23 protein-coding genes are annotated in these 26,249 nt (G+C 32.9%); 11 read left to right on the top strand and 12 right to left on the bottom strand.

Features of this window, described 5'->3' with window-relative positions; genetic code table 11:
- Positions 1-102 precede the first annotated feature (102 nt).
- Together V8G61_RS12430 and V8G61_RS12425 are read right to left on the bottom strand one after the other, a co-directional pair.
- Positions 103-717, bottom strand: coding sequence for a hypothetical protein (locus V8G61_RS12430; RefSeq protein ID WP_394876085.1), 615 nt, complete (start codon positions 715-717; stop codon positions 103-105).
- 53 nt (positions 718-770) lie between these two features.
- A complete protein-coding gene (locus V8G61_RS12425) occupies positions 771-1,280 on the bottom strand; it encodes a porin family protein (protein WP_394876083.1) in 510 nt (169 codons plus the stop codon).
- Positions 1,281-1,550: 270 nt separating this feature from the next.
- Between V8G61_RS12425 and V8G61_RS12420 the strand changes: the two genes are divergently transcribed.
- Positions 1,551-2,297 carry a DUF6090 family protein gene (locus tag V8G61_RS12420; protein WP_394876081.1) on the top strand — a complete coding sequence of 249 codons (747 nt, stop codon included), beginning with the start codon at positions 1,551-1,553 and terminating at the stop codon, positions 2,295-2,297.
- Positions 2,298-2,299: 2 nt separating this feature from the next.
- Here the strand turns inward: V8G61_RS12420 and V8G61_RS12415 are convergent, their stop codons facing one another.
- Positions 2,300-2,947: a hypothetical protein gene (locus V8G61_RS12415; protein ID WP_394876079.1), complete on the bottom strand. Its 648-nt coding sequence runs from the start codon at positions 2,945-2,947 to the stop codon at positions 2,300-2,302.
- 235 nt (positions 2,948-3,182) lie between these two features.
- Between V8G61_RS12415 and V8G61_RS12410 the strand changes: the two genes are divergently transcribed.
- From V8G61_RS12410 to V8G61_RS12365, 10 genes are all read left to right on the top strand, one after another.
- On the top strand, positions 3,183-5,870 hold the full coding sequence (locus V8G61_RS12410) for a DUF2339 domain-containing protein (RefSeq protein WP_394876077.1): 2,688 nt from the start codon (positions 3,183-3,185) through the stop codon (positions 5,868-5,870).
- 152 nt (positions 5,871-6,022) lie between these two features.
- Entirely contained in the window at positions 6,023-6,352 is a 330-nt protein-coding gene (locus tag V8G61_RS12405) for a hypothetical protein (RefSeq protein WP_394876076.1), read from the top strand.
- A gap of 77 nt (positions 6,353-6,429) precedes the next feature.
- Positions 6,430-8,790 carry a TonB-dependent receptor gene (locus V8G61_RS12400; RefSeq protein ID WP_394876074.1) on the top strand — a complete coding sequence of 787 codons (2,361 nt, stop codon included), beginning with the start codon at positions 6,430-6,432 and terminating at the stop codon, positions 8,788-8,790.
- A 22-nt stretch (positions 8,791-8,812) separates the two neighbouring features.
- Positions 8,813-9,364 (top strand): type 1 periplasmic binding fold superfamily protein, encoded by a 552-nt coding sequence (locus V8G61_RS12395; RefSeq protein WP_394876072.1) that lies wholly within the window; start codon positions 8,813-8,815, stop codon positions 9,362-9,364.
- Between the two features lie 206 nt (positions 9,365-9,570).
- Complete coding sequence (locus V8G61_RS12390; RefSeq protein WP_394876069.1) at positions 9,571-10,269, top strand: hypothetical protein; 699 nt, start codon at positions 9,571-9,573, stop codon at positions 10,267-10,269.
- A gap of 161 nt (positions 10,270-10,430) precedes the next feature.
- Complete coding sequence (locus tag V8G61_RS12385) at positions 10,431-11,813, top strand: AAA family ATPase (RefSeq protein WP_394876068.1); 1,383 nt, start codon at positions 10,431-10,433, stop codon at positions 11,811-11,813.
- A 3-nt stretch (positions 11,814-11,816) separates the two neighbouring features.
- A complete protein-coding gene (locus tag V8G61_RS12380; protein ID WP_394876067.1) occupies positions 11,817-12,755 on the top strand; it encodes a DUF4435 domain-containing protein in 939 nt (312 codons plus the stop codon).
- Between the two features lie 242 nt (positions 12,756-12,997).
- Positions 12,998-14,053: a nuclease-related domain-containing protein gene (locus tag V8G61_RS12375; protein ID WP_394876066.1), complete on the top strand. Its 1,056-nt coding sequence runs from the start codon at positions 12,998-13,000 to the stop codon at positions 14,051-14,053.
- Positions 14,054-14,122: 69 nt separating this feature from the next.
- Entirely contained in the window at positions 14,123-14,944 is an 822-nt protein-coding gene (locus V8G61_RS12370) for a hypothetical protein (RefSeq protein ID WP_394876065.1), read from the top strand.
- Positions 14,945-15,310: 366 nt separating this feature from the next.
- Positions 15,311-16,708 (top strand): ice-binding family protein, encoded by a 1,398-nt coding sequence (locus tag V8G61_RS12365; protein WP_394876064.1) that lies wholly within the window; start codon positions 15,311-15,313, stop codon positions 16,706-16,708.
- 113 nt (positions 16,709-16,821) lie between these two features.
- Here V8G61_RS12365 and V8G61_RS12360 read toward each other — a convergent pair whose 3' ends face one another.
- The 9 genes from V8G61_RS12360 to V8G61_RS12320 form a co-directional block, all read right to left on the bottom strand.
- Complete coding sequence (locus tag V8G61_RS12360; RefSeq protein ID WP_394876063.1) at positions 16,822-18,114, bottom strand: HlyD family secretion protein; 1,293 nt, start codon at positions 18,112-18,114, stop codon at positions 16,822-16,824.
- A 10-nt stretch (positions 18,115-18,124) separates the two neighbouring features.
- On the bottom strand, positions 18,125-20,323 hold the full coding sequence (locus tag V8G61_RS12355; RefSeq protein ID WP_394876062.1) for a peptidase domain-containing ABC transporter: 2,199 nt from the start codon (positions 20,321-20,323) through the stop codon (positions 18,125-18,127).
- On the bottom strand, positions 20,324-21,640 hold the full coding sequence (locus V8G61_RS12350; RefSeq protein WP_394876060.1) for an amidohydrolase family protein: 1,317 nt from the start codon (positions 21,638-21,640) through the stop codon (positions 20,324-20,326).
- Positions 21,641-21,704: 64 nt separating this feature from the next.
- Positions 21,705-22,523 (bottom strand): tetratricopeptide repeat protein, encoded by an 819-nt coding sequence (locus tag V8G61_RS12345; RefSeq protein WP_394876057.1) that lies wholly within the window; start codon positions 22,521-22,523, stop codon positions 21,705-21,707.
- Between the two features lie 18 nt (positions 22,524-22,541).
- Positions 22,542-23,657, bottom strand: a complete 1,116-nt coding sequence (locus tag V8G61_RS12340) for a hypothetical protein (protein ID WP_394876055.1) — start codon at positions 23,655-23,657, stop codon at positions 22,542-22,544.
- A 17-nt stretch (positions 23,658-23,674) separates the two neighbouring features.
- Positions 23,675-24,388: a type II CAAX prenyl endopeptidase Rce1 family protein gene (locus tag V8G61_RS12335; protein ID WP_394876052.1), complete on the bottom strand. Its 714-nt coding sequence runs from the start codon at positions 24,386-24,388 to the stop codon at positions 23,675-23,677.
- A 12-nt stretch (positions 24,389-24,400) separates the two neighbouring features.
- Positions 24,401-24,997: a CPBP family intramembrane glutamic endopeptidase gene (locus tag V8G61_RS12330; protein WP_394876051.1), complete on the bottom strand. Its 597-nt coding sequence runs from the start codon at positions 24,995-24,997 to the stop codon at positions 24,401-24,403.
- A gap of 52 nt (positions 24,998-25,049) precedes the next feature.
- Complete coding sequence (locus V8G61_RS12325; protein ID WP_394876050.1) at positions 25,050-25,256, bottom strand: hypothetical protein; 207 nt, start codon at positions 25,254-25,256, stop codon at positions 25,050-25,052.
- 137 nt (positions 25,257-25,393) lie between these two features.
- Positions 25,394-26,071, bottom strand: a complete 678-nt coding sequence (locus V8G61_RS12320) for a hypothetical protein (protein WP_394876049.1) — start codon at positions 26,069-26,071, stop codon at positions 25,394-25,396.
- Positions 26,072-26,249 lie beyond the last annotated feature (178 nt).

The raw sequence follows: 26,249 nt of genomic DNA, 5'->3' as shown, positions 1-26,249 counted from the left end.
AATTTCGTCAAACCAGATTCCACAGTAGACAAACAATATAAAAATATAACTTCAATTGGTTGTAAGAAAGGGTTTTTGGCAACTTAAAGTAAACTTAAAGTTTTATTCAATACGTCGGTAGATTTTTTCGTATTTACTTTTAAAAACAGGTTGAAACACAAAAAATAATATCATCCCGCCACTGGTAACTTCAGAGGTTTCAAAAACCAAATTATTATCACTATCCAGTGTCATTCGGCTCCGTTTTAATTTAATCCCACCCAATAAATAGGGAAGTCCTATGATTTTAAAATTCCGGTACCTGAGATACAGGTAACCATCATCTTTTAGGCGGAATCGAATCGTGTTTTGTTTGATGATAATATCATTTTCGTAATAATACATCCGGAGCTTTTTGTTGGTAACACTATGAATTGAAACGCAATACGTTTTTCCGGCATTAACCTTGAATTTTTTCACTAACAAACCATTATTAATCTCATCGAATAAGGTGGGATAGCGCCCGAGATCGGGCTGGGAGAAATTCCAAATTAAAGTAGAATCTTTAGTGGGTCTGGTAGAATAATGTTCCACTCTATAATCACCTTCTAACTGTTTTATGGCGGCGTGATTTAAACCGTCTCTTGGGTCATACTGCTTGGGAAAAGAAGCACAGCTTAAGCCTAATAATGTTGGTAAAATACCACCGATAATAATTCTTAAGCTGATGCCCCTCATAGTTTAATAATTTCAGTATTTATAAACTTTGTTTATTGGGAATTCAGGATTTTTTAGAAAACATACCCAAGGCCCACAAATAAACCGTGTAATTTTAGCTCAACATCAAAATCGTTATCCTCAACGAGGTTCGATAATCCTAAGGAATAACGGGCCTCAATCGAAAGTTGGGATATGATGTCATAAGACAGACCAAAATCTAACCCGAAATTAAACGATTTTTCGCCCTCGTTGGAATCTGTATCTAGCAGAAAACCAAAACTCGGACCGGCTACGAGGTTAAACTTGTCAGAAATACCAATTTCAGCTAAAACAGGAACTTGAATTTGATCCATGTCATTAATACTGATAAAATTAAATTCCGGTCTTAAATTAAAACTTTCGCTCACAGAAAATCGGGCAAAAGCGCCAACATAAAATCCGGTTTCGTCTTCACTAATGCTCAGACCGTCAAATTCAGCTTTGGCAGTTGCAAAATCGGCACCTGCGCGAACACCAAATTTCTGGGCCTGCATGGAAGGAATAAGCCCTAAAAAGAGCAGAAAAATAAAGAAGTTTTTCATAATGAATAATGTTTGGTTTGTGGTTTATTATTGTTACATCATTTGATTACATAAAGCACGACGAAAAACGGGAATATTGAAATAAATTTCGACGAACCATGAGCTGGAGCGGTCAAACACTTAAAATTCAGGGTTATAAATACTGGCATTAAAAAATAAACCTTATTAATAATTGAATTAAAAGATTTTTAAATTTGATTCCTATGATATAAATGCCTTAATGTTTTCAGAGATTTTTTATCTTTAGAACCATAAAAACCAACCACTTAGATGATTAATTTTTTCAGGAATATCCGCCAAAAACTGCTTGGCAGTAATCAATTCAATAAATACCTTCTATATGCCATTGGCGAAATCATCTTGGTTGTTATCGGTATTTTGATCGCCTTGCAGATCAATAATTGGAATGAGAGCAGAAAGGAACGTATAAAAGAAACCTATTATTTAAAAAGTGTGAACACTAGTATCGATCTTTCTCAGAGGGAATTGCTGCGCGTTATAAATGATTCTAAAGAGATCTCTGATAATGCCGATGAACTCCTGAACTTGTTAGCGGAGAAGGAATTTGACCGGCTCAATGGTATTGGTCTGGATTCATTACTTTTTAATGCCGCAGACTGGAGCATTATTTCATTAAATGACGCCGGAATTCGTGAAATATTAAATACAGGAGCCCTGGATGTTATTAAGGATGAAGATATTCGTGTTATTTTGGCGTCCTGGGACGAACGCTTACACAAAATTAAGAAGTTTGAAAACGAGACCGAATACATCGCTCATAATTACGCCGAACATATCTCAGGTTACACGGACGTTTCTCTTATTATTAGCGATAGTTCCAAAAGTGCTGTTATTCCTGAAAAGCGCGAAATGTTGTTACATGACCCGCAACTTCGAAACTATTTATTCCATATAGCCTTTAGTCACCGTGATATGAACGATAAATATATAAAGGAAAAGGTATTTTTAGATTCTCTCCATACCATGATAGATGTTTATTTGAAAGACCGTAATTAAAATTATGATGATTTTTTAAGTCTTCGAAATTTTTTAATCAATGCAAGATCGAGTAAAACAAACCACAAAATACAGACCGTAAATGTTATTTTTTGAATCACGGGAAGCTGCTTTAAAAACAACTCGGATTCGTAGATAAAGTAGTTACTTAAAAATAACAGCAAACACAGACTTCCTAAAAGGAAAAGCCCTTTGTATCCATCCAGATATAGGGCCATTAAAGCTAGGAGTAGGGCTATGCTTCCAAAAACTCCGGCCAGACGTACAATAAAATCATGATTATCACTTCCTAAAAGCATGGTAGTGCCCATGGCTAATATACCGGCCCAACGCATGATTAATAAGGCCTTGGTTTTTCTAAAAAACAGTTTGGGTAAATAAAACCAAAGCACAATTAAACTGATACATAAAAATCCCAGAGCGATTCGTGCATAAAGGCGTGCGGAATTATCCAAACCATTAACCGTCTGCGTATCCAATAAATCGCAGAGATAATTATCTTTCAGATGGAACCCGGTTTGCGAAGGCACATTGTAAGACCCGCCGGGGTAGTGCCATGCCGCGAGACTGTAAAATGCTACAAAAAGCAGCATGCCAACCAGAGTTAACCACACAAAGAAACGATACGTTTTAGCGTTAAAAGAAAACATCGGACTATAATTAAACAATACCTAATGCATTTATAAAAATAGAAATTCAACCTACGAAACACCATGATCTTTATCAGAAATCACAATAATGCTAGAAAGTTAAAATCTCAATAAATCAACAACCAATTTCTCTAAAAGAAGAGCCTGCAGAGCCTTACCTAAATCAAAAAATATTAAAATAAAAGTTATATTGCATAGGTCTGTAAAAATGACATTAACCAACTAAACTAATTTTATGGAAATTGTTCTTTCGATAATAGTGATCATTATTTTGCTAGTTCAAAAGAGTGAATACAGCAAAAACAATGCGGCTCTAAAGCGAGAAATAAATAGTCTGAACGACAAGATTAATAGACTTTACGGATTGCTAAAATCAGAAAAGGAGCCTAACCCCTTAGACAAGGAACCTTTAAAAGTAACGCCTGAAAAAACCATAGAACCCCCTCTAAAAGTACCTGTAAAAGAGCCTACTTCAGTTCATGAAAAACAAGACGATGTTTACCAACCAAAGTATTCCAAGGTGGTTCATTTAACGGATAGGGACATCAGTATCATTAAAAAAATTGTTAGTACTGCAGATCCTGAAGCTTTAAAGAAGTTGCGGCAAAAAATGATTGAAGTCCTTAAGGTCGATGTGGTTAAAGAACATACAGATTTAGAATTCATAAATTCCATATTGAAGGATTATGAGCATTATAAACAACACAAGCCTGTAACAGAATCAACGGCGGCTGAACCGATTACGAAACCAGAAATTCCTGGCAAACCGGAAAAAATGGTAGCCTCGGCAAAAACAGTCATGACTCCGGACTATTCACAAAGAGTAGAGGAGGAGCCCACGCTTTCATATTGGGAACAGTTTAAAAAACGAAATCCTGATCTTGAAAAATTTATTGGAGAAAACCTGATTAATAAAATTGGTATTCTTATTCTGGTTTTGGGCGTTAGTTACTTTGTGAAATTCGCTATTGATAAAAATTGGATCAACGAACCGGCCAGAGTTGGTATTGGTATTTTAACCGGAACCTTAGTGCTTTTTATAGCGCATAAATTGCGGAAAAAATATGCGCCATTCAGTTCTGTTCTGGTGGCGGGAGCCATAGCTATATTTTATTTCACCATTTTTATTGCCTTTCACGAATACAAGTTATTTGGCCAGGAGGTGGCTTTTGCTATCATGGTGCTAATAACCGCTTTTAGCAGTTTCATTTCCTTATCGTATAACCGTATGGAACTCGCCATACTATCACTCATTGGTGGGTTTTTAGCGCCATTTTTGGTAAGCACCGGGGCTGGCAACTATATTGTACTGTTTACCTATATCGCTATTTTAGATGCCGGTATTTTAGCTCTGGCCTATTTTAAAAAATGGCAGTTATTACAAATACTATCATTTGTATTTACTCTGTTATTATTTTGTAGTTGGGTGATCAGTGATATCCAAGATGAAACACCGCATTACCTGGGCGCTTTAATTTTCGGGTTTGTATTCTACCTCATTTTTATAAGTATTAGTATTTTTAATAAGATAAGCTCCAAAGGTCAGTTAAGTAACATACAACTAACCATGCTCACAGCAAACAACTTTGTTTTTTATGGTGTTGGCATGCTCATCTTAACATCTTTTAAACCAGATCTCAGAGGTAGTTTTACAGCATTTTTAGCGGTACTCAATATGGGTTATGCATTTTTCGCGTACAAGAAATTTGGTTTGGGGAAAAACGGACTTTATTTATTAATTGGCCTGAGTTTAACCTTTATCACGCTGGCCATTCCGGTGCAGTTTTCAGGAAATAATATTACGATTTTTTGGGCTGTGGAAGCCGTTTTTCTCATGTGGCTGGCACAAAAAACGCAAATTAAAAATTATCGGTTTGCAGCCGTTATTGTCCAGTTTTTAATGTTGATTAGTTTATTACTTGATTGGGATGTTTATTTCGAAGCAGACACCGACTTCGAAATTATATTAAACCCTGTTTTCATCGCAGGCGTTTTCGGAACGATCTCATTTATGGCTATTAACTATTTACTAAAAGATGAAAAGAAAGAACTTGAACTGTTTAGCATCACATTCAACCCTATATTTTACCGTCGTTTAACAAGTGTTCTCGCGGTAATAACAGGCTATTTTTTAGGATTCTTTGAAGTTATTTATCAATCCAACCAATCGTTTCAATTTGAAGGCGCCTTAGCTATTGTATTGCAGTATCATTTACTATTCACCACAGTGCTCTGTTATTTATTATATAAAAACCGAACAGCTAACCATGATATCATTTTGAATGTTATAGCTGCTTTAAATATTGTTTGCTTTGGTTTATTGTTTTCCAAAATTCCGATCTGGGAATTTACCGAAAATGCACTAGCTGATCAAACGAGCCAAATAGCCTATTATTTGCATTGGCCGTGTTTAATTCTGAGTGTTGTTCAATGGTATTTTATATATCAAACCAATAAAGCACAAAAAGTATCCTCCATTTTGAATCATCAATTAGCGCTTTGGAGTGCTGTTTTTGTTTTGGTATTTGCCGCAAGCGTCGAGGTGATCATACAAGGACTTTATATCATGGAGATTCCTTTTGATCAAGTGCTGTCGTATGAACGCTATGAACTTATCGTAACTGCAAAAAATAAAATAATAAAAACCGGATTTCCCGTGTTATGGGGTGTCCTCGCATTTCTTTTACTCATTTGGGGTATACGAAAACAAGTGAAGCAATTGCGCATAATTGCCTTGTCGTTACTGGGCATCACCATTATTAAATTATTTGTTTATGACATCAGTAATGTCTCTGAAACCGGTAAAATTATTGCGTTCATCCTTTTAGGAATCCTCATTTTAATTATTTCGTTCGTCTATCAAAAAATAAAACTTTTGGTTATTGATGAAGACAAGCCGAAAAAGGAGGATAGGATGAATTAGAGTTTTTGCGCTAGAAATCATACATGATCAATACAAGTATCCATAAAAAAGTTATTTTGAATAAAGAACGGTCAAAAATTATTCTTGTAATATTTTAATTCTATTCCAACAATTATTCTTTATTTTTGCAATCTAAATGGTTTCTCTAAACAATGAATTTTAAAACACAGCTTGGCAAAAATATAACTGCATTATTGCTCTTTGTAGCCGTAATGTTGCCTTCTGCTGTTCAGTTGATTCATGCGTTTGATGGGCACGAGCACGTTGCTTGCACAGAACACACCACACATATCCATCAAACTGTTATAAAGTGTGATGTTTGTAGTTTCCATTTAACCTCTTACAATTACGATATTGCCCAATATCCTAATTTATTAGTACCAGAAATTCCTGTAAAGATAGAAGTAAACTTCGCTTCTTTAAAATTACATTCGTTTAAAATAACCAATACCCAACTTAGAGCACCACCTATTTTTTCTTAATAAACGAGCACTATTTATTATGTTAATTAAGAAATTATATGCAAAAGTTTGCACTATTACTACTGTTATTCAGCAGTATGACATCTTTTTCACAAAATTGTGACAACACACTTTCAGGTACCGTAACAGATCTTCATGATGGTTCTTTGCTTGCTGGCGCAACGCTTATTGTTGCAGGTTCAGAACGAGCTGTAGTTACAGACATTGACGGGAATTTCATTATTTCAAATCTCTGTAATGACACCTATAATATCCAAGTGTCGCATCCGTTTTGCCTGACTACGGGATTTACTGTTAAAGTATCCGGTAATACGACCAAAAATTTTAAGTTGGAGCACCATTTGGAAGAATTAAATCAAATTAGAATTGAAGGAAAAGCCTACGATGTCAAGTCCAAAACAACACTGGAAAACACAATTTCCAAGGATGAATTGGAGCGTTTTAGTAGTGGTACGCTTGGTGATGCATTAAAAAGTTTGAGTGGTGTTTCATCGCTTAATACAGGAAATACTGTTGTGAAGCCTTTGATTCATGGACTGCACAGTAGTCGGGTTGTTATCATAAACAATGGTGTTCGCATGGAAGATCAGGAATGGGGTGCGGAACATGCGCCGAATGTTGACATTAATTCCGCAGGAAACCTAACCTTGATTAAAGGTTCAGGAGCCTTGCAATATAGCGGAGATGCCGTAGGAGGCGTCATCGTTGTTGAGCCTTCAAAAATTCCCGTAAAAGATAGTCTTTATGGAAAGACCATAATCACGGGGGCAAGCAATGGTCGTGGTTCTTCACTCACTTCGCAATTAACCAAAAGTCATCAAAACGGTTGGTATACAACAGCGCAGGGAACTTTAAAACGCTTTGGCGATTTTGAAGCACCTGATTACGTGTTGAGCAACACCGGTATTTTTGAACGGAATGCTTCCTTACGCATCGGTCTTAATCGCTTTGATTACGGTATTGAGGCCTATTATTCGCTTTTTAAAAACGAGATAGGCATATTAAGGGCATCCCATTTGGGTGGTGCGCAAGACCAAGTTCGGGCTATAAACAGCGATAAACCGCTTATTATTAACGATTTTACCTATGATATTAATACGCCTAAACAAGATGTTACGCATCATTTGGCTAGGGTGAAAGGCTTCAAAAGGTTAGATGGCTTAGGAAAGCTGAGTCTGCAATATGACTTTCAACGAAATAACCGTTTGGAATTCGACATCAGGCGTGGCGACGATAAAGATGATGCTTCTTTAGATTTGCAATTGGATACCCATACGCTGATGTTAGATCTGGAGTCGCGTTTAACGAATGCCATGAACTTAAAAACAGGTATCATGGCGAGGTATCAGAACAACTTTGCAGACCCCAATACGGGCGTACGTAGGTTGATTCCTGATTACGACAAATACGATTTAGGCATATACGCTATAACAGATTATCAGTTGAATGACAAACTCCTTTTAGAAGCCGGTGGACGTTTTGATTACACCTATATGGATGTTTTTAAATTTTACCGAACCTCTTTTTGGGAATCTCGCAATTATGACGAGCGCTATCCGGAAATAGTCGTTGAGGAGTTTAACAATCAGATTTTAACCAATCCGGAACTCAGTTTTTATAACGCTTCCGGAACGGTAGGTGCCACATACGCTTTCAGCGAAGTTTATAAATTGTTGTTCAATTACGCATTGGCAGCCCGTGCGCCCAATCCTTCAGAACTTTTTAGTGAAGGTTTGCACCACTCGGCTTCGCGTATTGAGTTGGGTGATCTCAGTTTTAAATCAGAAATCGGTCATAAAGTTGGTATAACGTTTCAACGGGACCATGAAACATTTAGTTTTTCAGTAAGTCCGTTTATGAATACCATTAACGACTTTATTGTTATCGAACCTACTGAAATACAGCAAACCGTAAGAGGCAATTTTCAAGTTTGGGAATATAGACAGACCAATGCGCAACTCTTAGGCGTTGATGTTAATGCTTCCCATGCTTTTGCTAAAAATTTCCGGTTCAACCATCAGTTTTCACTCGTTAAAGGATACGACCGTACACGAGATCAACCCTTAATAAATATGCCACCTGTAAATACGACGAACGAAATTGTTTATCAAAACCCCGATTTTAAAAATCTACGATTAGCATTACAAAGCGAGTACGTGTTTCGCCAAAACGAATTTCCCGATACTAATTTTGAAGTATTTATAGCTGAGACTGAAACTATGGAAATCGTTGATGTAAGCACGCCTCCCGATGCCTATCATTTACTCAATTTTAATTCGAGCATCGATCTAAAAATAAATCAGAAATCAAATCTAACGATAGGTTTTGGAATCACTAATATGTTGAACCAATCGTATCGAAATTACCTAAACCGTCTTCGTTATTATGCAGACGATTTGGGTAGAAACTTTTTATTAAACCTCAAAATCAATTATTAAAAAATTTTAAAAATCAGAAACTATGAAAAATTTAAAATCTTTAGCAGCAGCCATTTTTGCAACGCTATTATTCGTTTCATGTTCAAATGACGATACACCAGAGCAAATAAACGAAGAAGAAGTTATTACCACCATGACGGTAACCCTTGCACCTGATGGAGGAGGATCTCCGATTACCTTACAAACCCGTGATTTGGATGGTGACGGACCCAATGCACCGGAGGTTACAGTATCCGGAAACTTAGCAACTGGTGTTACCTACAATGGGACGATAGTGCTACTGAATGAAACTGAAAGCCCTGCGGAGAATATCACTGAAGAAGTAGAAGCCGAAGCATTGGTTCACCAGTTTTTCTATACGATTGGTGGCGGATTAGACGTAACCACAGAATACGGTAATTTCGATAGTAACCAAAACCCTTTAGGTACAGAATTCACGCTTACTGCAGGCGCTGCGAGTTCAGGGACCTTAACATTTACCATGCGCCACGAACCTGTAAAACCAAATACAGGTCTTGCTGATGCTGGCGGAGAAACAGATATTTCAGCAAGCTTTAACCTAACGATAGAGTAGAGGTGAACAAGTGATCCTTTTACTTTGTTCTAAAATGAATGCCCTTTGTGTATGCTTATATAAAGGGCATTTTTATTTAGATAGCTGAAGTATTCATATCATATATTTGATAATATAGCTCGCATGACGTAAATTACTCAAGAATTTTAATGCATTTTTAAATAGAATGCGTATTTAAAAGACATTGCCCCAAATAACCTGTTTTTATGAAATGTGAAAAGTGTCATCAAACAATTTCTTTCAAAGACATTGATATTGAGAATAATCATGTAAAATGTAAAGCCTGCGGACATGAGTCTGAAGTCTCCCAATTTTTTGCTGACTTTGCCTCCAAATTCCAGGATAATTTAGGTTTTAACCCCAAACAAGTCGATCCCAATTTTGATATCCATAAACCCCCAAAAGGCGCGTGGATTCACAGAAAATTTAACGATACCATCATTGGCGCAACCACGCGATCCCTAAAAGGCGTCATAGTCATCCTTGCCGCTGTATTGTTTACAAGAATAGTCTATAATCTTGTGTATATCGATATCATCCAGAAAAACGACTACAACACAGAAACGGTTATCATAGGCCTTATATTTGTTGTGCTTTTGGGCTTTCTGTATAACTTATCCTTAATGGGGCTTTTTGGAAAAGTAGAAATAACTACGGATCATGATGGCGGTAACATATTTACCGGAATTGGTCCTATTGGGACGGTAAAAACCTTTAAATGGCAAGACGTTTCAAGTATTACAGAAAAATCCCCCAAACACATGAGACCAAGCACCTTCTATAATACGCATATCCAAATATATGGCCAGAAGAAAATAACATTTGGATCACAATTAACGGAGGCTAAAAAGCATTATATCATTAATGCGATGAAGGTGTTGCATTTGAAATATGGGGGTGGGTGATGAGGTAAGACCAGAAATTTAAGAATAAGTTGTGTCTTAAATGGAGTTATTGTTAACACTAATTTGATTTTCATTTTACGAAAGATTTTTATTACATTTACTAAAACTAAACGCGATTATGTTTAGCCAATTGTTAGGCTACATTTAAAACAACAATAATTATGATAAAAAGATTTAGAATAACTAAACTATTTGGATTTCGGAACGTTAATATCCCTTTTGAAAGTAATATTAAAATTTTAATAGGCGAAAATGGATTAGGAAAAACTACCATTCTAAATAGTTTATACTATGTTCTAAACAATAAACTACATAAGTTAAATGAAATAGACTTTGAGCGCATAGAACTTCAATTTGTAGATGGTAACAAAATTCAATTTACCAAAAGAGAACTTTTCACATTTATTAGATTCCAAGGCAGAGGTTCAAGAAAACATATGCCACAAGAGATATTTGAGAAAATAAACTTAGAAGAGTTAGAAAAGTTTATTTCTGATAAAGAAATAAATAGTACTTCTGATTTACAAAACTTTGATAGAAAACTAATTCAATATCTTAGTAAAAATAAAATTCCTAGATGGGCACCTTCTCATATTATGTCGAGAGAAATTCGGCTTTTAATTGACGAACCCATTATTAAAAAGTTCATCGGCTTTAGAGAATTAATTAATTCTTATAATATTAATATTCTCTATTTTCCAACTTATAGGCGAGTTGAAGAAGACTTAAAAAATTTAGGGCGTTTCAAAAGAAAATTTGCACCTGATGAATTTCAAGATGACTTTTTTGAAGAAATTGACGTTGATGAGGATATTGAAATTAGCGATGATACATTAATTCATTTCGGAATGGAGGATGTTGATAAGAGAATTGATAGCGTTATTGAAAAAATAAACAATTCAACTGTAGAAGGATTTTCTAAAGTAACTGGAGAAATTTTATCTCAACTATTGAAAGGTTTTCCTGAGATTAGTAGAGAACAAATAGCAGATTTGGATACACAAACAGCTAAAATAGTATTACATAGAGTTGGAGACAATTTATCTGAGCACGACAGAACTTCCATCCTTACATTATTAGAAAGTCCTCAAGGCTTATTAAAAAAGAGAGAATTAACATATTTTCTATTTAAGCTAATCGATATTTATAATCAACATAAACATTTAGATGATGCATTGAAGAAATTCAGAGATGTTTGTAATAAATATCTTGAGGATAAAGAAATAAGATATAATGAAAGTAATGTTACAATTGCTGTTTATCGAATTGGAACTGAGGATGAAGTTAAGTTAAACAAATTATCATCTGGAGAAAAACAAATCATTTCATTGTTTTCTAAAATTTATCTAGAATTTGCTAAAGATTATATCGTTCTTTTTGATGAGCCCGAACTTTCGCTATCTATTGAATGGCAAAAATTACTTCTTCCAGATATAGTTTCTTCCGATAAATGTAAATTTTTAATTTCTGTAACTCATTCACCGTTTATTTTCAAAAACGAATTAGACGAATATGCTGTTGGAATGAATTCATATATAAAATAAGGTATGGATTTAGCAGAAAAACTAAGACAGGAAAGCTATTCTGAACACGCAGCTTATACAGAATTTATCCTAAAACTTAAAAACAACACACAAGGTTTGTTTTGTTTTTTTGAAGGTAAAGAGGATAATAAATATTACGGAATCAGAATCAAAAATATCACTCAAAGAGAATTTAAAGGAATCGTATGTGGTAATAAAGACAAATTAATAAAATTGGAAAAATTAATATCAACCAAAGAAGAATATAGTGATATTGACAAGCTATATTTCATTGACAAAGATTTTTCCGAAAATTGTTCGTTTGACAACATTTATTGTCTCCCATCCTATTCAATTGAAAATGAATACTCTAAAATAGAAGTGTTAAAAAATATTCTCATAAATGAATTTAGTTTGGACACGGAACATCCTGACTTTCAAAAAGTAATAGACTATTTCAACAAAACTAGAGCAGAATTTCACGCGAATACTTTGCTCTTAAACTCGTGGCTTTCTTGTCAAAATCGCATTAGAGAAGAAACCGAAAATAGTACACGTTTAAATATTGACGGAAAAATAGAAAATTACTTTAAAAACCCAGTTAATACTGATTTAAGTACAATATCTGATTTTAGTGATTTAGATTCAAAAGACAAAATTGAAGCAATTTTTAATGAAGCACCAAAAGTTGATACTGAAGTATTGAATAATGAAATTGCCAAATTTGAGCAATCAGATTATTATTCAACTTTCAGGGGAAAATTCGAGCTTCGGTTTTTCATTTCCTTTTTAACAAGACTTCAAGGAGAAATATGTAAAAAAGAACCTGAATTATTTGATGAAAAACATAAGTGCAGTTTGAAATTTGAATATCCTAGTGCCTTAACTTCATTAAGCATTTATGCTTTAACACCTGAATGTCTTGTTGAATACTTAAACACGCAAAGAAAAAACGTAGCCTAACAACGAATATAAAAAATAGCGGTTTAATCGCTTAATCGATAGGAAATGAATAATAAATTGAAGGTCTGTTATAATTCGAAAAGCTAGTGCATAAAATCCGCTACTTTTCATATACAAGACCGTTGTCAATAATTTGAAATGAAATTATTTTCGGTTTGTATTTGCTAAATTAGGGGCTAAATACACGCAACATACCATATACAAACACTTCGGTAACAAAATAAAAAAGTACTTATCCACAAATGGCAAGAATAATTGGCCAAATAGAATCATTAAAAAGGTTAAGACATGAATTGAATAAGAGAAATATTACTAGATTCAGTTCAATTGGTGACATGAATAGATTTTGTGACGAGTTCTCAAATGAAAAGAAAAAAGTACTTGAGTTTCATGAGAAGGCCTTACGTGAGGAGATAAAGTATAAAACTGAGAGGGTTAGAAATAATGAGAAAAGGATTGAATTCATAAGAAAAGATGAGACTGAAAAATTAGAAAATAATATTGAGATTTATAAAAAGAGTAAGGAAATTTTAGAATTAAAAAAAAGTAGCGCCTCTTTACTTGTGAAATTAATTTTATTTTTTAAAACTAGAAAACTGAACAAAAAGATCCTGTATTTGACAAAAAATCGTGATCTGATTATTAATAATTCGTTGAAAAGTATTAATGAAGAAATACAACGTGATTCTATTTCTCTCTCTTATCTCTCTAAAAACAAACAAAATGTTATTCTTAATAGGAGTAGGGTTGAAATTGATGAATTAGAATATAAAAAAAATACAATTGATGAATTAAGGCCTTTGATAGCAGGAGCTATTGGGGAAAATATGGTAGAAAAAGAGATTTCTAAGTTATCAGATGATTATACACTTATAAATGATTTCAATTTAAAATTTTCCTCACCTATTTATAACAAGCGTACAAATGATAGAATTTACTCTATTCAAATAGACCATTTGCTGATTTCAAGAGCGGGTTTGTTTATCTTGGAGACTAAAAATTGGAGCAAGCAATCAATTAATAAATTGGACTTAAGATCTCCTGTTGAACAAATCAACAGAACTAATTTCGCATTGTATTTTATAGCTAATAATATTAATCTGGATAGTCATCATTGGGGGAAAAAACAAATTCCAATCCGAAATATAATCGTAATGATAAACGCCAAGCCCAAGGTAAAATTTAAATATGTTAAGGTTAAACTTTTAAAAGAACTAAATAATTATTTAGAATTTTTTGAACCAATTTTCACTAATTCTGAGGTAGATAATATTGTGAATTCACTTATTAAAAAATAAAATAAAAACATATTTGGATAGCTAATAGTTTTAGCTATTCAAAAGTGTATTAATTTTTGAGCTAAAGCAATGAAAGTTATATTAAGCAGAAAAGGTTTTGATTCAAGTTATGGAGGACAACCTAGCCCAATTTTACCCGATGGTAGAACTCTACTTTCTTTACCGATACCTCAGAAACAGGACACTTTAAATTTTCATGATTTAAATTATGAGGACAAAACATATTATGAAATAATTAAGGAATTAAGTCCAAAAAACTTTCAAATAAACATTGATACATGTGCCCATTTAGATCCGGACTTAAGAAAGGATATTCATAAAAATAGAAAATCCAACTGGAAACCTCTCTTTGGTCAATCTCATGCAGCACAAGGCCATTTGGTCAATCAGAAAGTTGAAATTGGAGATTTATTTTTGTTTTTTGGATGGTTTAAAGAAACAGAATTTAAAAACGGAAAAATTACTTACAAGGAAAAAGCAGCTGATTTACACGTAATATTTGGATATTTACAAATTGGAGAAATTTATAAATATGGCGATGAATTTCCAGAATATACCAAATATCATCCGCACTGTAATTTTGATTACATAAATGATAACACAAATTGTATTTATGTTGCAAGAGATAAACTCTCTTTCGATAATAATTTTAATGGAGCGGGCACCCTAAATTTTAAAAATAATCTGGTGCTTACTAATCAAAGTGAAGGCATGTCCAGAAGTAAATGGGTATTACCAGAATTTTTTAAAAATTTGAAAATTACATATCACTCTGAAAAATCATTTAAAACGAAATATTTTCAATCAGCAAATATTGGTCAAGAATTCGTTATTCAAGAAAATGAAAAATTAAATGATTGGGTAAAAGAAATCATAACTAATAACCTTTAGAAAAAATCCATTTTAAAACCTTAATGTTTCCAAACCCATAAATTCATTTCACAATTGTTGACGTTACAGGCCTAAAGGCCTTAAATCTATAATTATTTCCAAATAGCCAAGCTACACGCAATTTGCTTTTTTAAATATTTGTTCTATAATTTATATTATGTAAAATAGAAAATAACAAAGCATCCTCCCCAACATATTCCATACACCAAACACATCCACTCTAAGCTTTCTATCCTCTACAATGAATAGTCCATAATACGTTTTCAATTTCTTAATTATGTGAATTGTGTAACTATAAAGCAAGATTATATATCAGCGCTACACAAAACTAGCGTCACCTTTGCCAGCAAACAAAACATACGATATATGACTTTAAGTACATTAATTCTAAAAAAATTACACCTCGCGGTTTTAGTACCACTATTATTATTCGCCAGTTGTAATAAAAACGACACGCCAGCCAATAATGGCGCTAGCGTAGTCGCTTCAAATCCTGCTGAAAACAGCGTTGATGTCGCGGTCAACGCCACTATAGCAGTTCAATTTGATAACGATATGGATCTGGCCACCATAAACGCGTCGACCTTTACTTTAACAAATGGCTCTACTTCCGTAGATGGTATTGTAACCTATGCGAACAAAACCGCTATTTTTACCCCGGTTAATGTGTTACAAGGAAACACCTTATATACAGTGCTTATCACCCGTGATGCGCTTGACGCCAACCAGAATGCGATGGCTTCCGATTATAGCTACACTTTTACTACGGCTGTAAATACGGATGCTACAGCGCCGACGGTAGTTTCAACAGATCCTTTTAGCAATGCCACTAATGTAGCGCGTAATAAAGCTATTGCCATAAACTTTAGTGAACATATGAAGGCCTCTACCTTCACCAATACTTCTTTTACTTTAATGCAAGGCACGAATTCCATCAGCGGTTCCATAGAATACGCGAATATGACGGCTCGTTTTATCCCCGACACAATTTTAGGTGAAGGATTAACGTATACAGCAACCATCACAACCGATGTTACGGATATGGTTGGTAATGCTCTGGTGACCGGAAGAACATGGTCCTTCGTTACCGGTACCACGACAGGCTTATCTGTAGTCAACTTAGGTGCCTCAGGAAATTATGTGATTCTGGCTAAAACAGCTATTAACAACGCACCGACGTCTGCCATTACTGGCGATTTGGGTCTGAGTCCGGCAGCCACCTCCTACATTACCGGTTTTGGACTTACCAATGCTACAGGCTACGCCACGTCACCACAAGTGACTGGTAAAGTTTATGCGGCTGATATGGCAACACCTACCAATACCAACCTGACAACAGCTGTTGAAAATATGCTAGCGGCTTATAATGACGCTGCAGGACGTCCAACTCCTGATTTTTCTGAGTTAGGCACTGGAAATATTGGTGGTATGACTTTGGAAGCTGGTCTTTACAAATGGACCAACACAGTGACTATTCCTTCGAATGTGACCATTTCAGGAAGCGCCGATGATGTGTGGATTTTTCAGATCGCTGGTGATTTAACCATGAGTTCTGCCATAAACATCACCTTAACTGGTGGTGCACAAGCTAAAAATATTTTTTGGCAAGTTGCCGGTGAAGTCGTTTTAGGCACAACCGCCCATTTTGAAGGGGTCGTTTTGAGTATGACGGGAATCACCTTGCAAACAGGAGCTTCTGTTAAAGGTCGATTATTGGCCCAGACAGCGGTTATTTTAGATGCAAATGCCGTTTCAAAACCTTAATACGGTATAACACAATTTAAAAAAAAGACCATCTTACAGTTGTAGGGTGGTCTTTTTTAAATATTGGATATGTGGAATTTGATAATCTCTAATGCATTAGAGCAAAAAACATCTCATTTATTATTCTGCTTGAACAATTCTTTAAACTGATAAAAAAGCCGCTCTATGAGTCTTAAATCTTCGGTAACAATTTCAGCAGAGCCTCGCATTTCCTGTTTGAACTCAATCTCCTTTTTGTAAGTTGTTATTAAATTTATTGGTAGTGAAACATTTATTAAATATAAGCCTTCATTGTTTGGAATTAATGAAATATCCTGAACTTTTCCTTTAAGCACACCATATTCATTATCAGGATATCCGCTTAGTTTAATATTTACGTCTTGTCCAATTTCTATTTTACCTGAGTTTAAAATGGGAGCTTGAACTTTACAGATATAAGCACCACAATTTTTTGGAATTATTGTAAAAACAAAATCGCCACTATTTATAGTTTGATTATTATTCCAAATCTTTATGAATGATACCCTTCCGTCAATATTAGATTTAAACAAATACTTTAACTCCCATTCCTTTATTGATGACTTTAGTTGGTCGAAGGACTGTATTACAGCTTTAAGTAAATTGATTTCCTCTCTTGTATTGGTTATGGTTGTTTGTTGTTTAAGATTATTAGTGTTGCTGATATTTTCTTTTATTTGTGATATAGCCAAGCTTATGTTTTTTAAGCCTCTTTCAGCCTGAAGAAACTCTAATTTCTTGTTTTCATATTCTTGGGCAGAAACAACACCTTTTTTAAATAATTTTTCTATTCTTTCTAAATCTTTTCTCTTATAAATAAGTTCTTCCTCATTTATTTCCTTTTGATTTATTGAATTTTGTAATCTGTATTCAAGTTGTGATAAGGTATAACTATTAGTTAAATTATTGTTTAAGTATGCGTTAGACTCCTTATTCAATTGGTATTGCACATAACTGTTTTCAAACAATGAAAACTGATTTTCTATTTCACCTAAAAAAAGCATGGGCATTTGTTCTAATGGAAAGTTAAAAGAGGATTGATTAACATTTAGGGTGTCCAAAATAGATTTTAAATAAATTACATCCTTGTACTTGGCCGTATTTTCTATAAGAGCTAATGGCGTATTTTTATTTACTTCTTGGTAATTTTCAACAAACAAAGAATCTATTTTTCCTGTTACTCTTGCGAATTCTTTTTGTGGTGGGATTTCAGTGGTTAACATGGCTTGCCCAACAACAATATCCGGGTATTTTATGAGCCATGAAAGAAAAATAATTATACCAATAAATACTAATAGTAATGTATTTCCCCATCTAAAAATGGCTTTTGGAGGGTCCGCTAAAACATCTTTAACTTCCTCACTATAAATATTTAATTCTTCATTCATCTCCTCCATATTATTTACCGAGCTCTAATTGATTTTTAACTAATTCATAATATTTTTCTTTTTTTAAGGTAAGTTCTTCATGATTTCCTTGCTCTACTATTTCTCCATTTTCCAGAACAATAATATTATCTGCATTTTTAACTGTGCTTAACCGATGTGCAACTATAACAGATGTTCTGTTTTTTATAAATCCATTAAGGTTTTTCATAATGATTTTTTCATTATTGGCATCTAATGCACTAGTGGCTTCATCAAAAAATACGAAAAAAGGATTTTTGTAAACCGCTCTCGCGATCATGATTCGTTGTTCTTGTCCTCCACTTAATCGGATGCCAGAAGTTCCTAATTCCGTGTTATATTTGTTAGGAAGTTTTTCTATAAATTCTTCAATATTGGATATAAATGATGCCTTTTTTAATTTTTCTCGGTCAATAATTTCATTTTGCTCAGACTCTGAAATATTTCCTGCTATGGTATCATTAAATATAAAAGTGTCTTGCATAACTGCCCCACAGTTCATTCGCCAATAATCATTATTAACATGATTTAAATTATCAGCATCTATAAGTATATCTCCTTTTGTTGGTTCGTGAAACTTTAGAAGTAATTTAATCAAAGTTGTTTTACCACTTCCACTAGCTCCAACAATAGCCGTGGTTTTGCCTTCTGGAAGTATACAACTGATATTTTTCAGTACAAACGGCGTTGATTTACCCCCATAACGGAATGATAAATCTTTGATAATTATATCTTTCTTTTGAGGAAGTTCTTTAACCTTATTGTCTATTAATTCGTCCTCGTCTTTTTTAGTGTGTACTTGTAAAAGTCGTTCAATACTAATTTTTGCGTCTTGCCAAACCTGAATAAACCCAATAAAATTACTTAAAGGCAAGTTAAGCTGGCCCACGATGTATTGGATAGAAAGCATCATACCCAAAGTAATTTCTCCGTTTACCACAGCTGTTGCTGATAAAAAAGTGATGAATATATTTTTTAATTCATTTATAAATCCAGAGCCAATAGATTGGTATTGTGCCAAAGTAAGTGAGCTTAAAGATGTTTTAAAAAGACTTATTTGGATTTGCTCCCATTTCCAACGGTTTTTTCTTTGTGAATTATTGATCTTAATTTCTTTAACACCATTAATAATTTGAACTAAAGAAGTTTGACTTTGCGAACTTTCATCAAAACGTTTAAAATCCAATTCGGCTCTTTTCTTCAAGAAAAAGAATGTCCAACCCACATAGAATATCGCTCCAACGATAAAAACGAAAAATATTTTTAAATTATAAAACGCCAAGACAAAATTAAAAACCACGAACAACACCAATGAATACACCATGTTAAATGATGAAGAAGACACAAAGTTTTGAATCCTTGCATGGTCTTGTATACGTTGTAAATGCTCTCCTGTATTTCTGGTTTCAAAAAAAGTAATCGGTAATTTCAACATTTTATATAAAAAATCAGAAATCATTTTTATTTGAAATCGACTGGTTATATGTATCAGCAGCCATTCTCTAAATACCCTAACTAATGTTTGAGATAGAAATAAAATTAATTGCGCTATTAGTATTAAATAAATGAACGGGATGTTTTGTGTATTTACCCCGGTATCTACAATAGACTGCATTAAAAAAGGTGTAAGAAACTGTATGATAGTACCAACAATAAGCCCAATAAATAACTGATATATTAATTTTTTATAGGGTTCTATATAGGGGTATAAAAATGAAAAGCCATGTTTTTTAGAGGTGTCTTCTTCTAAAGTATAAAATTTTGTATTTGGCTCTAATAGTAAAACAAAGCCTGTTCCATCTGAAATATTATTAGTCCATGCCTTTAAAAAGTCGTCATGTGTGTACTCCAATAATCCCTGGGCAGGATCAGCCACATAAATTTTGGTTTTGGATGTTTTATAAACAACGACAAAGTGTTTTTGTCGCCAAGGCACAATAAACGGTGTAGGAGCTTCATTTACTAAACTTTCTAAAGAAACACGCATTCCTAGTGTACGCATTTCTATAATTTCAGCAGCATCAGCAATACCTGCCATAGTTACACCTTGCCGGGTAATGCCTGCCTTATCTCTTAAAAACTCTCTGGAAAAACCCTTACCATGAAATTTGGCGATCATTCTTAAACAAGTAGGTCCGCAATCGCGGTAATCCAATTGCCTGTAAAAGGGGAATCTATTTTTCTTGGGCATTTAAATCCGTGATTTAGGGCGTAAAGCCAAACGCATGTCCTGAAGTTGTTGTGAATCTAAAAAGTGATTATTAAAATATAATCCCTCAATGCTTTTTAAGGCATCTAAATTTTGCAATGGATTTTCATTTAATAAAATAAAATCAGCCTTCTGCCCTACCTCTATTTCCCCATAATCTTCCTGAAAATAAGCAGCAAAATTTGTAGTAGCCATTTTTAAAATATCGAAGTTACTTAAATTGGCGTTTTTTAGGAGTTTCATTTCTCCCAATACACTAAATCCGGGAACCATGTATTTGGAAGAGCTATCAGGACTCAACAAAAAACTAATTCCCATGTCATGGGCAACTTTAATTATTAAATACTTGGTCTTTAATATATTTAGCTCGGAATCTACTTCTGCTTTATACGCCTCCTGTCCCAATTTCTCTCTGTATTTTTTGGTTCCTATAATCCAATCATTAATAGTTGATTCTGGCACATAATCCATTCCTGGTAACTGGCGTAATTCCTCATAAGAGTATCTGCCTGAACCAATACTATACCAGCTTAATGTTGGACATAAGGCCATGTTATGTTTTTTAATAGCTAAAAGCCTTTCCTTTAAAGTATCAATTGAAATGAGAAGTCCCCCTAAATGTTCTAATGAACTATAATTTGATTGAAAAAAAATACTATCGTTTACGTTACTTGGAAAATGCCCGGTTAATGGTAAATCGAATTTTTTACTGTATAAATCTATGTTCTCAAAAACATCTTGGTTTTTAACGCTTAAAATTTTTATAAAATCGAAACCACTTTTTTTCCAGTATTCAATGGAATCTTTTAATAGAGCTGGTGACCAATCCTGTCTTCGGGAAATGGGTGGTGTGGCAAGATATAGCTTAGGATAAATAGAAGTTGACGTATTATATTTTTTTCGCAAACCAAGTTGTTTAAAATCACCACGCATAGAACGTAATTTAGTAACACCATTAATAAGGTATAATTGCATCATTCTTCTGAATTCATCTTCAGATTCAGGTAAATGCACATGAGCATCGGCCAAAGTTGGCATAACATATTTTCCCGTCCCGTCTACAACTTTAAAATCCTTTGTATCCTGAATTTTTGATGTTGTCATTAATTTTATTCGACCATCTTCCACCAGTATGTTCTGGTTTTTTAAAATGGTGTCTTTTGCCATACTCACCACGAAAACATTTGAGATTATTAAGTTCCCAGTGTCTTGAAGATTTTCTAATGTGAAATTCTGCGCGTTATTGTCGCAATTAAAAAGTGTACTAACTATAATACATAATAAAGGTAATTTTTTCATTGTAGATTAGTTTAGGATTAATTTGGGTAATTTGGTTTTTATTTGATTGGAAAAGATTTATGAATTACCATACGATCTGATAAGGATAATATTCATAAACACTATTGTCTTCATTAATAGAATATCCATTACTTCTATCAAGCTTTGATTCTTCAAATAATAGCCTAGCTTCTTCAAATTGTTTTAATCTCACCAAACAAAGCGCTTTATAATATTTTACATCTGAAAATTGCTTATACTGCTCTAATGATTTATCAAACTCAATAATGGCTACTTGCCACTTTCCCAGTTCATACTTACTAATTCCGTAATAAAACAAATCTAAATAATGAGCTTCACCCCACTCCTTTTCTTGTTCCTCTGTATCTTTTTTAAAAATCGATTCGGCTTTTTCAAATTCATTGAGCTGTAAATAACCTAAGGCTATGTAAAACTGATAGGTATGATCCATCACATAAGTATTGCCTTCATTTTTAATACATGTTTCAAAATCCTTGATAGCGTCTTTATACGTTTTAGCAAAAATGCATTTGATAAATGCTCTATAGCTGAGCCATCTTGATTCGTTATACAAAACGGCTTTATCCAGATATTTCATACCAACTTCGTACTTACGAAATTTAAAATATGGCATGGCTTTTTGTTGCCAAAAATAGGCCACGGTACTATCTTGCTCTAAACCTTTATCAAGGCAGTGTTGCCATTCTTTTAGTTGATATCTGTAATTATAATTTTTAGAACAGTTGGTAACATAGGTTTCAACAAGTGAATCATGTCTTTTTCTTTTGTTTTCAGGAGTTTCGTTGGATATTTTGGTTTCATGCTTACATTGGATAAAAAAAACAGATAGAAAAATTATAATTACACTATGGATTTTTGACATTTAAAAATTTACTTTAATTTAAAATTGATAATAATTAAATTCGTCCTTCTTTTGAAACGTTTCAAACGGATTTAATTCACAAAAATCCTTATATCTAAAATCTAAATCGCGATTACTCAAATCAAATTCATTTTTGAGAGATTTATATTTTTCAAGAATGGCGTAACAATTTGAATCTAATTCTTCGTAAAACTGAACGCCTTTAGGCGTAAACACATCGTTCAAATCCAGTAACTCCAACCCTGTTCTAAATCTTGAAAACTGATCCGCTAATCGCCCAAGTAATTCATGTTTATACGGACCTGAAAATACATTTTGAGACAGGAGTTTATCAAAACACTTTACACGCTGTTTAACTGTAAATAATCCATGGAACGCTCCATAAATAGTTCTATAATCCCAATCTTTATTGTTGAAATCTCGCATTACTAAATTTTCAACGTCTATCTTAAAAAAATCCCTTTTATTATGAATTATGTAATATAAATAGTTATGTGATCCTTGATGAATGAGTTCCTCTATAAAATACACGAGATTTTTCTTCCCTACGACATAGAAATAAAGCATTCCTAGGGTTTCAATTGTCGTGAAATTTAAAATCTTTGGATTGTCGTGTAGGTATATTTTTTTGTTAGCAAATTTAAGTTCATCGTAAAATTCAGGAAGATAGATTTTGATAGTTAAAATGGCTTCTTTTAACTCATCGTAATGTTCTTTCCAAACAGATTTAAACGCTGGAGAATTATTTACAATATGTCCTTTATAGAACTCAACAAAATATTTTTTTAGTAATGGGTGAATTTCCTTTAAAACCTCAAAATCTTCAAGCATGAGTATGGGTTCAAAAGGTGTGATCTCTCTCTCTTTAAAATAACCGAGTTTAGGAATATAGGCTACACCATTTTGGTTAAAAGAGTATTTTATTTTCAATGGTTCTTTTTTAAAAAAATAACTTTGTAAAATTTCTTTTAAAACAGCCTTTGGAAAAAGGTTGTTTTTTTTGTTATTAAAGTAGGCGAAAACTAAAGGTTCAGCAAAAAATTGATCACCATTATTCAAAACATTTAAGTTTTCGCGATATATTAAAAGTTGAATAATATCAGAATAAGGATTATTAACGAAATCTAAGTTCATTTTATAGTAAGTAAATATCAAAGAAAATTCAAAAAAAGTATTAATAAGAGATTATCTATGGAATGTATTAAAATTGATGCGTAAATAGAATCCTTAAGTCGAACATAACTGTAAATAATACCAGACAAAAATTGAGATATTAACAATAATGGAGAAAATAGTAAAACTCGAAGTGAAATGTCATAATTTAACAAATGTAAAAAAGTGAATAAAAACAAGGATACATAAAAAATAACTCTAGGACTGCTATTCCAGAACGCATTCAATTTCAAAAATAAATTTCTATGCTTATATGTTGACAGAAGGATTACCGCAGATATTATTATTGGGATTACGATCATCATTTTAATCATAAAAACAATCCTAAGAACAAAAAATAAAGCTCCAGCTATAGTGATAACTAAATTATTTTTTGAAAACCTCAACCCCTTTCGAAAAGTTAACTCTTCAAAGACAGGTGCAACTATAACCGCAATAATTAGATTGTGAATCGAGCTCAAACTATAATCTCTATCGCGGTCTATTTTTTCTGGTAAATCAAAATGAAAAAATTCCTGAGAATAAAACGTCAACAAAATCGAAAACACATTTGTAATAACAAGTATTAATAAAATATTTAGAAAAAAAAGTATTCGCCTTTTTAAAGATGTGTCGATCGTAGGGGGTACAAACCCCGTCAAAAAAAACAAGTATATTTTATTAATTTCTTTCAAAATGTTGATTAAATCCATAAAAAAATAATATCACAAATAATTGAAAACAACTATGAATAAATTGTATTGAAAATGTATTAAAATCACTTGTAGAATACTTTTATTCTTATAATAAACCCATGAAGTAATTAATCCAACAAAAAGATGAGTCATATATATTTCAGGAAAATGAAGAATAGCAAAGTAAATTGAAGGAATTAAAATCACAAATATTTTTTTATAACCAATTAAAATTAAATTATCCAAAATAACTTTCTTTACGAATAACTCCTCGACAATGGGAAGACATAAAACAATTGAAAAAATCATTAAAATTGATATAGGCGATTTTATATATACATCAAATAAAACTTTCTCAAAATAAAAAATGATGAATAGAAAAATTGCCAGAATTGTGGCAATTAAAAATTCTTTAAAAATAAATTTCTCTCTTCCAAAATTTAAAAGAAAAAATCTCTTTGAGATTATAAGTACTATTACAAATGAAATAACTATTACTATAGAATTATAATTATCAAAGTTCTCAGACTTTCCAAAGAAAAAGGCAGCAAAAACTAAATTTAATATCACCAAAACAGGTAATAAAACAGAAAGTATAATAACTTTTCTAATTAGGTTTATCTTCATATTATATCTTAAAAAATAGGCTATCTTAATCTTAGACAGCCTATTATGTAAATTAATTCCATCCGAAATATTCAGCAATCGCTGCACCTGCTCTAAGGAATCCACCCGCGGCACCATCTCCCGGAGCACTATAGTCTGGCTCAATACAATCACCATCATGACAAGCATTCTCAGTACCACCTGAAATAGACTTCAATAAATCTTCTGTAGCTACAGAATCAGCTCTTTGTTGTAAAGCATCTAATGTTAATTTACTCATAGTAATAAAATTTAAAATAATACCTACTCTCTAAGCTTTTCGGCATCCGCTTGAGTGCAAGCTAAAAAACTAAACCTCTTACAAGGTGTTCATTTTCCATACAATTAGTGTTCAAAATGAACACATTTCAATTTATACTACAAAAATCCATTTTCGCGGGCCGCTTTAACTAATTCTCTATCACTATCGGTATCAACGTTAAAATATAATTTGAGTTGTCGCTTTCTTTTTTCAATTGCTGTTTTTGACAATGGAATTAATTCCTGTAACTCCTTCATCCTAGATCCTTGTGCCAATTCCATTAGTATTTGAGTGTCATAAATATCCAAAACAAAGGGAGAGATTGTTCTTTTTCTTAATAAACTAATAACTGTTTTACTGTAATAAGTTTCGTTTTGAATAACTTTATTGATGCTTAAAACCAATTCATTAAAGTCAATATCGCATTTAATAATAAGACTATCCGGGTTAACTTGTTTTATAATATTTAGTATTCTGCTATTTTGATTAAGACTAGTACAAATTATAATTTTAGATTTTGGAAAACACGCTTTTATTTTTACTCCTAAATCCTCACCAGAGTACAATTTATTTTTTTGGTCAGGTTTTAATTTAATATCAATAAGAAATATTTTATTCCCCTTAGTATTTGATATTTGCGAAATTAAGTTCCATGCTTGTTTACAACATTGAGCCTGCCGAAAATTAAAATTGATGTTTCCATTTCGTTCTTGAATAATATTAAAAGCCCTATGAAAACTGTCTATTACTATTTGATGATCTTCAAATAAAAAAACATCATAATTTTCGTTCATAAATAAATTGAATTTGAGGGTAATTCATTATTAATGGTGAAGTTGAAAATTTTATTAATGTTCTACCTTCTAAAGCATTAAATTTCTAACCAAAAAAATGATTTCCTCTAATTCCTAATCGACAAACGGTATTTTCATTTACAAAAAAAACCGGTATCCAAAAGATACCGGTCTAACA

Source organism: Gaetbulibacter sp. M240 (assembly GCF_043876815.1).
Taxonomy (GTDB): Bacteria; Bacteroidota; Bacteroidia; order Flavobacteriales; family Flavobacteriaceae; genus Gaetbulibacter_A.
Note: the sequence above shows the minus strand (reverse complement) of the source record. Positions and strands in the feature narration are given on the sequence as shown.

Coding starts and splice junctions, on each gene's coding strand:
- V8G61_RS12380 (WP_394876067.1), top strand. CDS start 11,817: ATGGATTTAGCAGAAAAACTAAGACAGGAAAGCTATTCTGAACACGCA.
- V8G61_RS12360 (WP_394876063.1), bottom strand. CDS start 18,114: ATGAATGAAGAATTAAATATTTATAGTGAGGAAGTTAAAGATGTTTTA.
- V8G61_RS12370 (WP_394876065.1), top strand. CDS start 14,123: ATGAAAGTTATATTAAGCAGAAAAGGTTTTGATTCAAGTTATGGAGGA.
- V8G61_RS12375 (WP_394876066.1), top strand. CDS start 12,998: ATGGCAAGAATAATTGGCCAAATAGAATCATTAAAAAGGTTAAGACAT.
- V8G61_RS12395 (WP_394876072.1), top strand. CDS start 8,813: ATGAAAAATTTAAAATCTTTAGCAGCAGCCATTTTTGCAACGCTATTA.
- V8G61_RS12415 (WP_394876079.1), bottom strand. CDS start 2,947: ATGTTTTCTTTTAACGCTAAAACGTATCGTTTCTTTGTGTGGTTAACT.
- V8G61_RS12320 (WP_394876049.1), bottom strand. CDS start 26,071: ATGAACGAAAATTATGATGTTTTTTTATTTGAAGATCATCAAATAGTA.
- V8G61_RS12430 (WP_394876085.1), bottom strand. CDS start 717: ATGAGGGGCATCAGCTTAAGAATTATTATCGGTGGTATTTTACCAACA.
- V8G61_RS12325 (WP_394876050.1), bottom strand. CDS start 25,256: ATGAGTAAATTAACATTAGATGCTTTACAACAAAGAGCTGATTCTGTA.
- V8G61_RS12355 (WP_394876062.1), bottom strand. CDS start 20,323: ATGCCCAAGAAAAATAGATTCCCCTTTTACAGGCAATTGGATTACCGC.
- V8G61_RS12365 (WP_394876064.1), top strand. CDS start 15,311: ATGACTTTAAGTACATTAATTCTAAAAAAATTACACCTCGCGGTTTTA.
- V8G61_RS12340 (WP_394876055.1), bottom strand. CDS start 23,657: ATGAACTTAGATTTCGTTAATAATCCTTATTCTGATATTATTCAACTT.
- V8G61_RS12345 (WP_394876057.1), bottom strand. CDS start 22,523: ATGTCAAAAATCCATAGTGTAATTATAATTTTTCTATCTGTTTTTTTT.
- V8G61_RS12350 (WP_394876060.1), bottom strand. CDS start 21,640: ATGAAAAAATTACCTTTATTATGTATTATAGTTAGTACACTTTTTAAT.
- V8G61_RS12405 (WP_394876076.1), top strand. CDS start 6,023: ATGAATTTTAAAACACAGCTTGGCAAAAATATAACTGCATTATTGCTC.
- V8G61_RS12425 (WP_394876083.1), bottom strand. CDS start 1,280: ATGAAAAACTTCTTTATTTTTCTGCTCTTTTTAGGGCTTATTCCTTCC.
- V8G61_RS12400 (WP_394876074.1), top strand. CDS start 6,430: ATGACATCTTTTTCACAAAATTGTGACAACACACTTTCAGGTACCGTA.
- V8G61_RS12385 (WP_394876068.1), top strand. CDS start 10,431: ATGATAAAAAGATTTAGAATAACTAAACTATTTGGATTTCGGAACGTT.
- V8G61_RS12330 (WP_394876051.1), bottom strand. CDS start 24,997: ATGAAGATAAACCTAATTAGAAAAGTTATTATACTTTCTGTTTTATTA.
- V8G61_RS12420 (WP_394876081.1), top strand. CDS start 1,551: ATGATTAATTTTTTCAGGAATATCCGCCAAAAACTGCTTGGCAGTAAT.
- V8G61_RS12390 (WP_394876069.1), top strand. CDS start 9,571: ATGAAATGTGAAAAGTGTCATCAAACAATTTCTTTCAAAGACATTGAT.
- V8G61_RS12335 (WP_394876052.1), bottom strand. CDS start 24,388: ATGGATTTAATCAACATTTTGAAAGAAATTAATAAAATATACTTGTTT.
- V8G61_RS12410 (WP_394876077.1), top strand. CDS start 3,183: ATGGAAATTGTTCTTTCGATAATAGTGATCATTATTTTGCTAGTTCAA.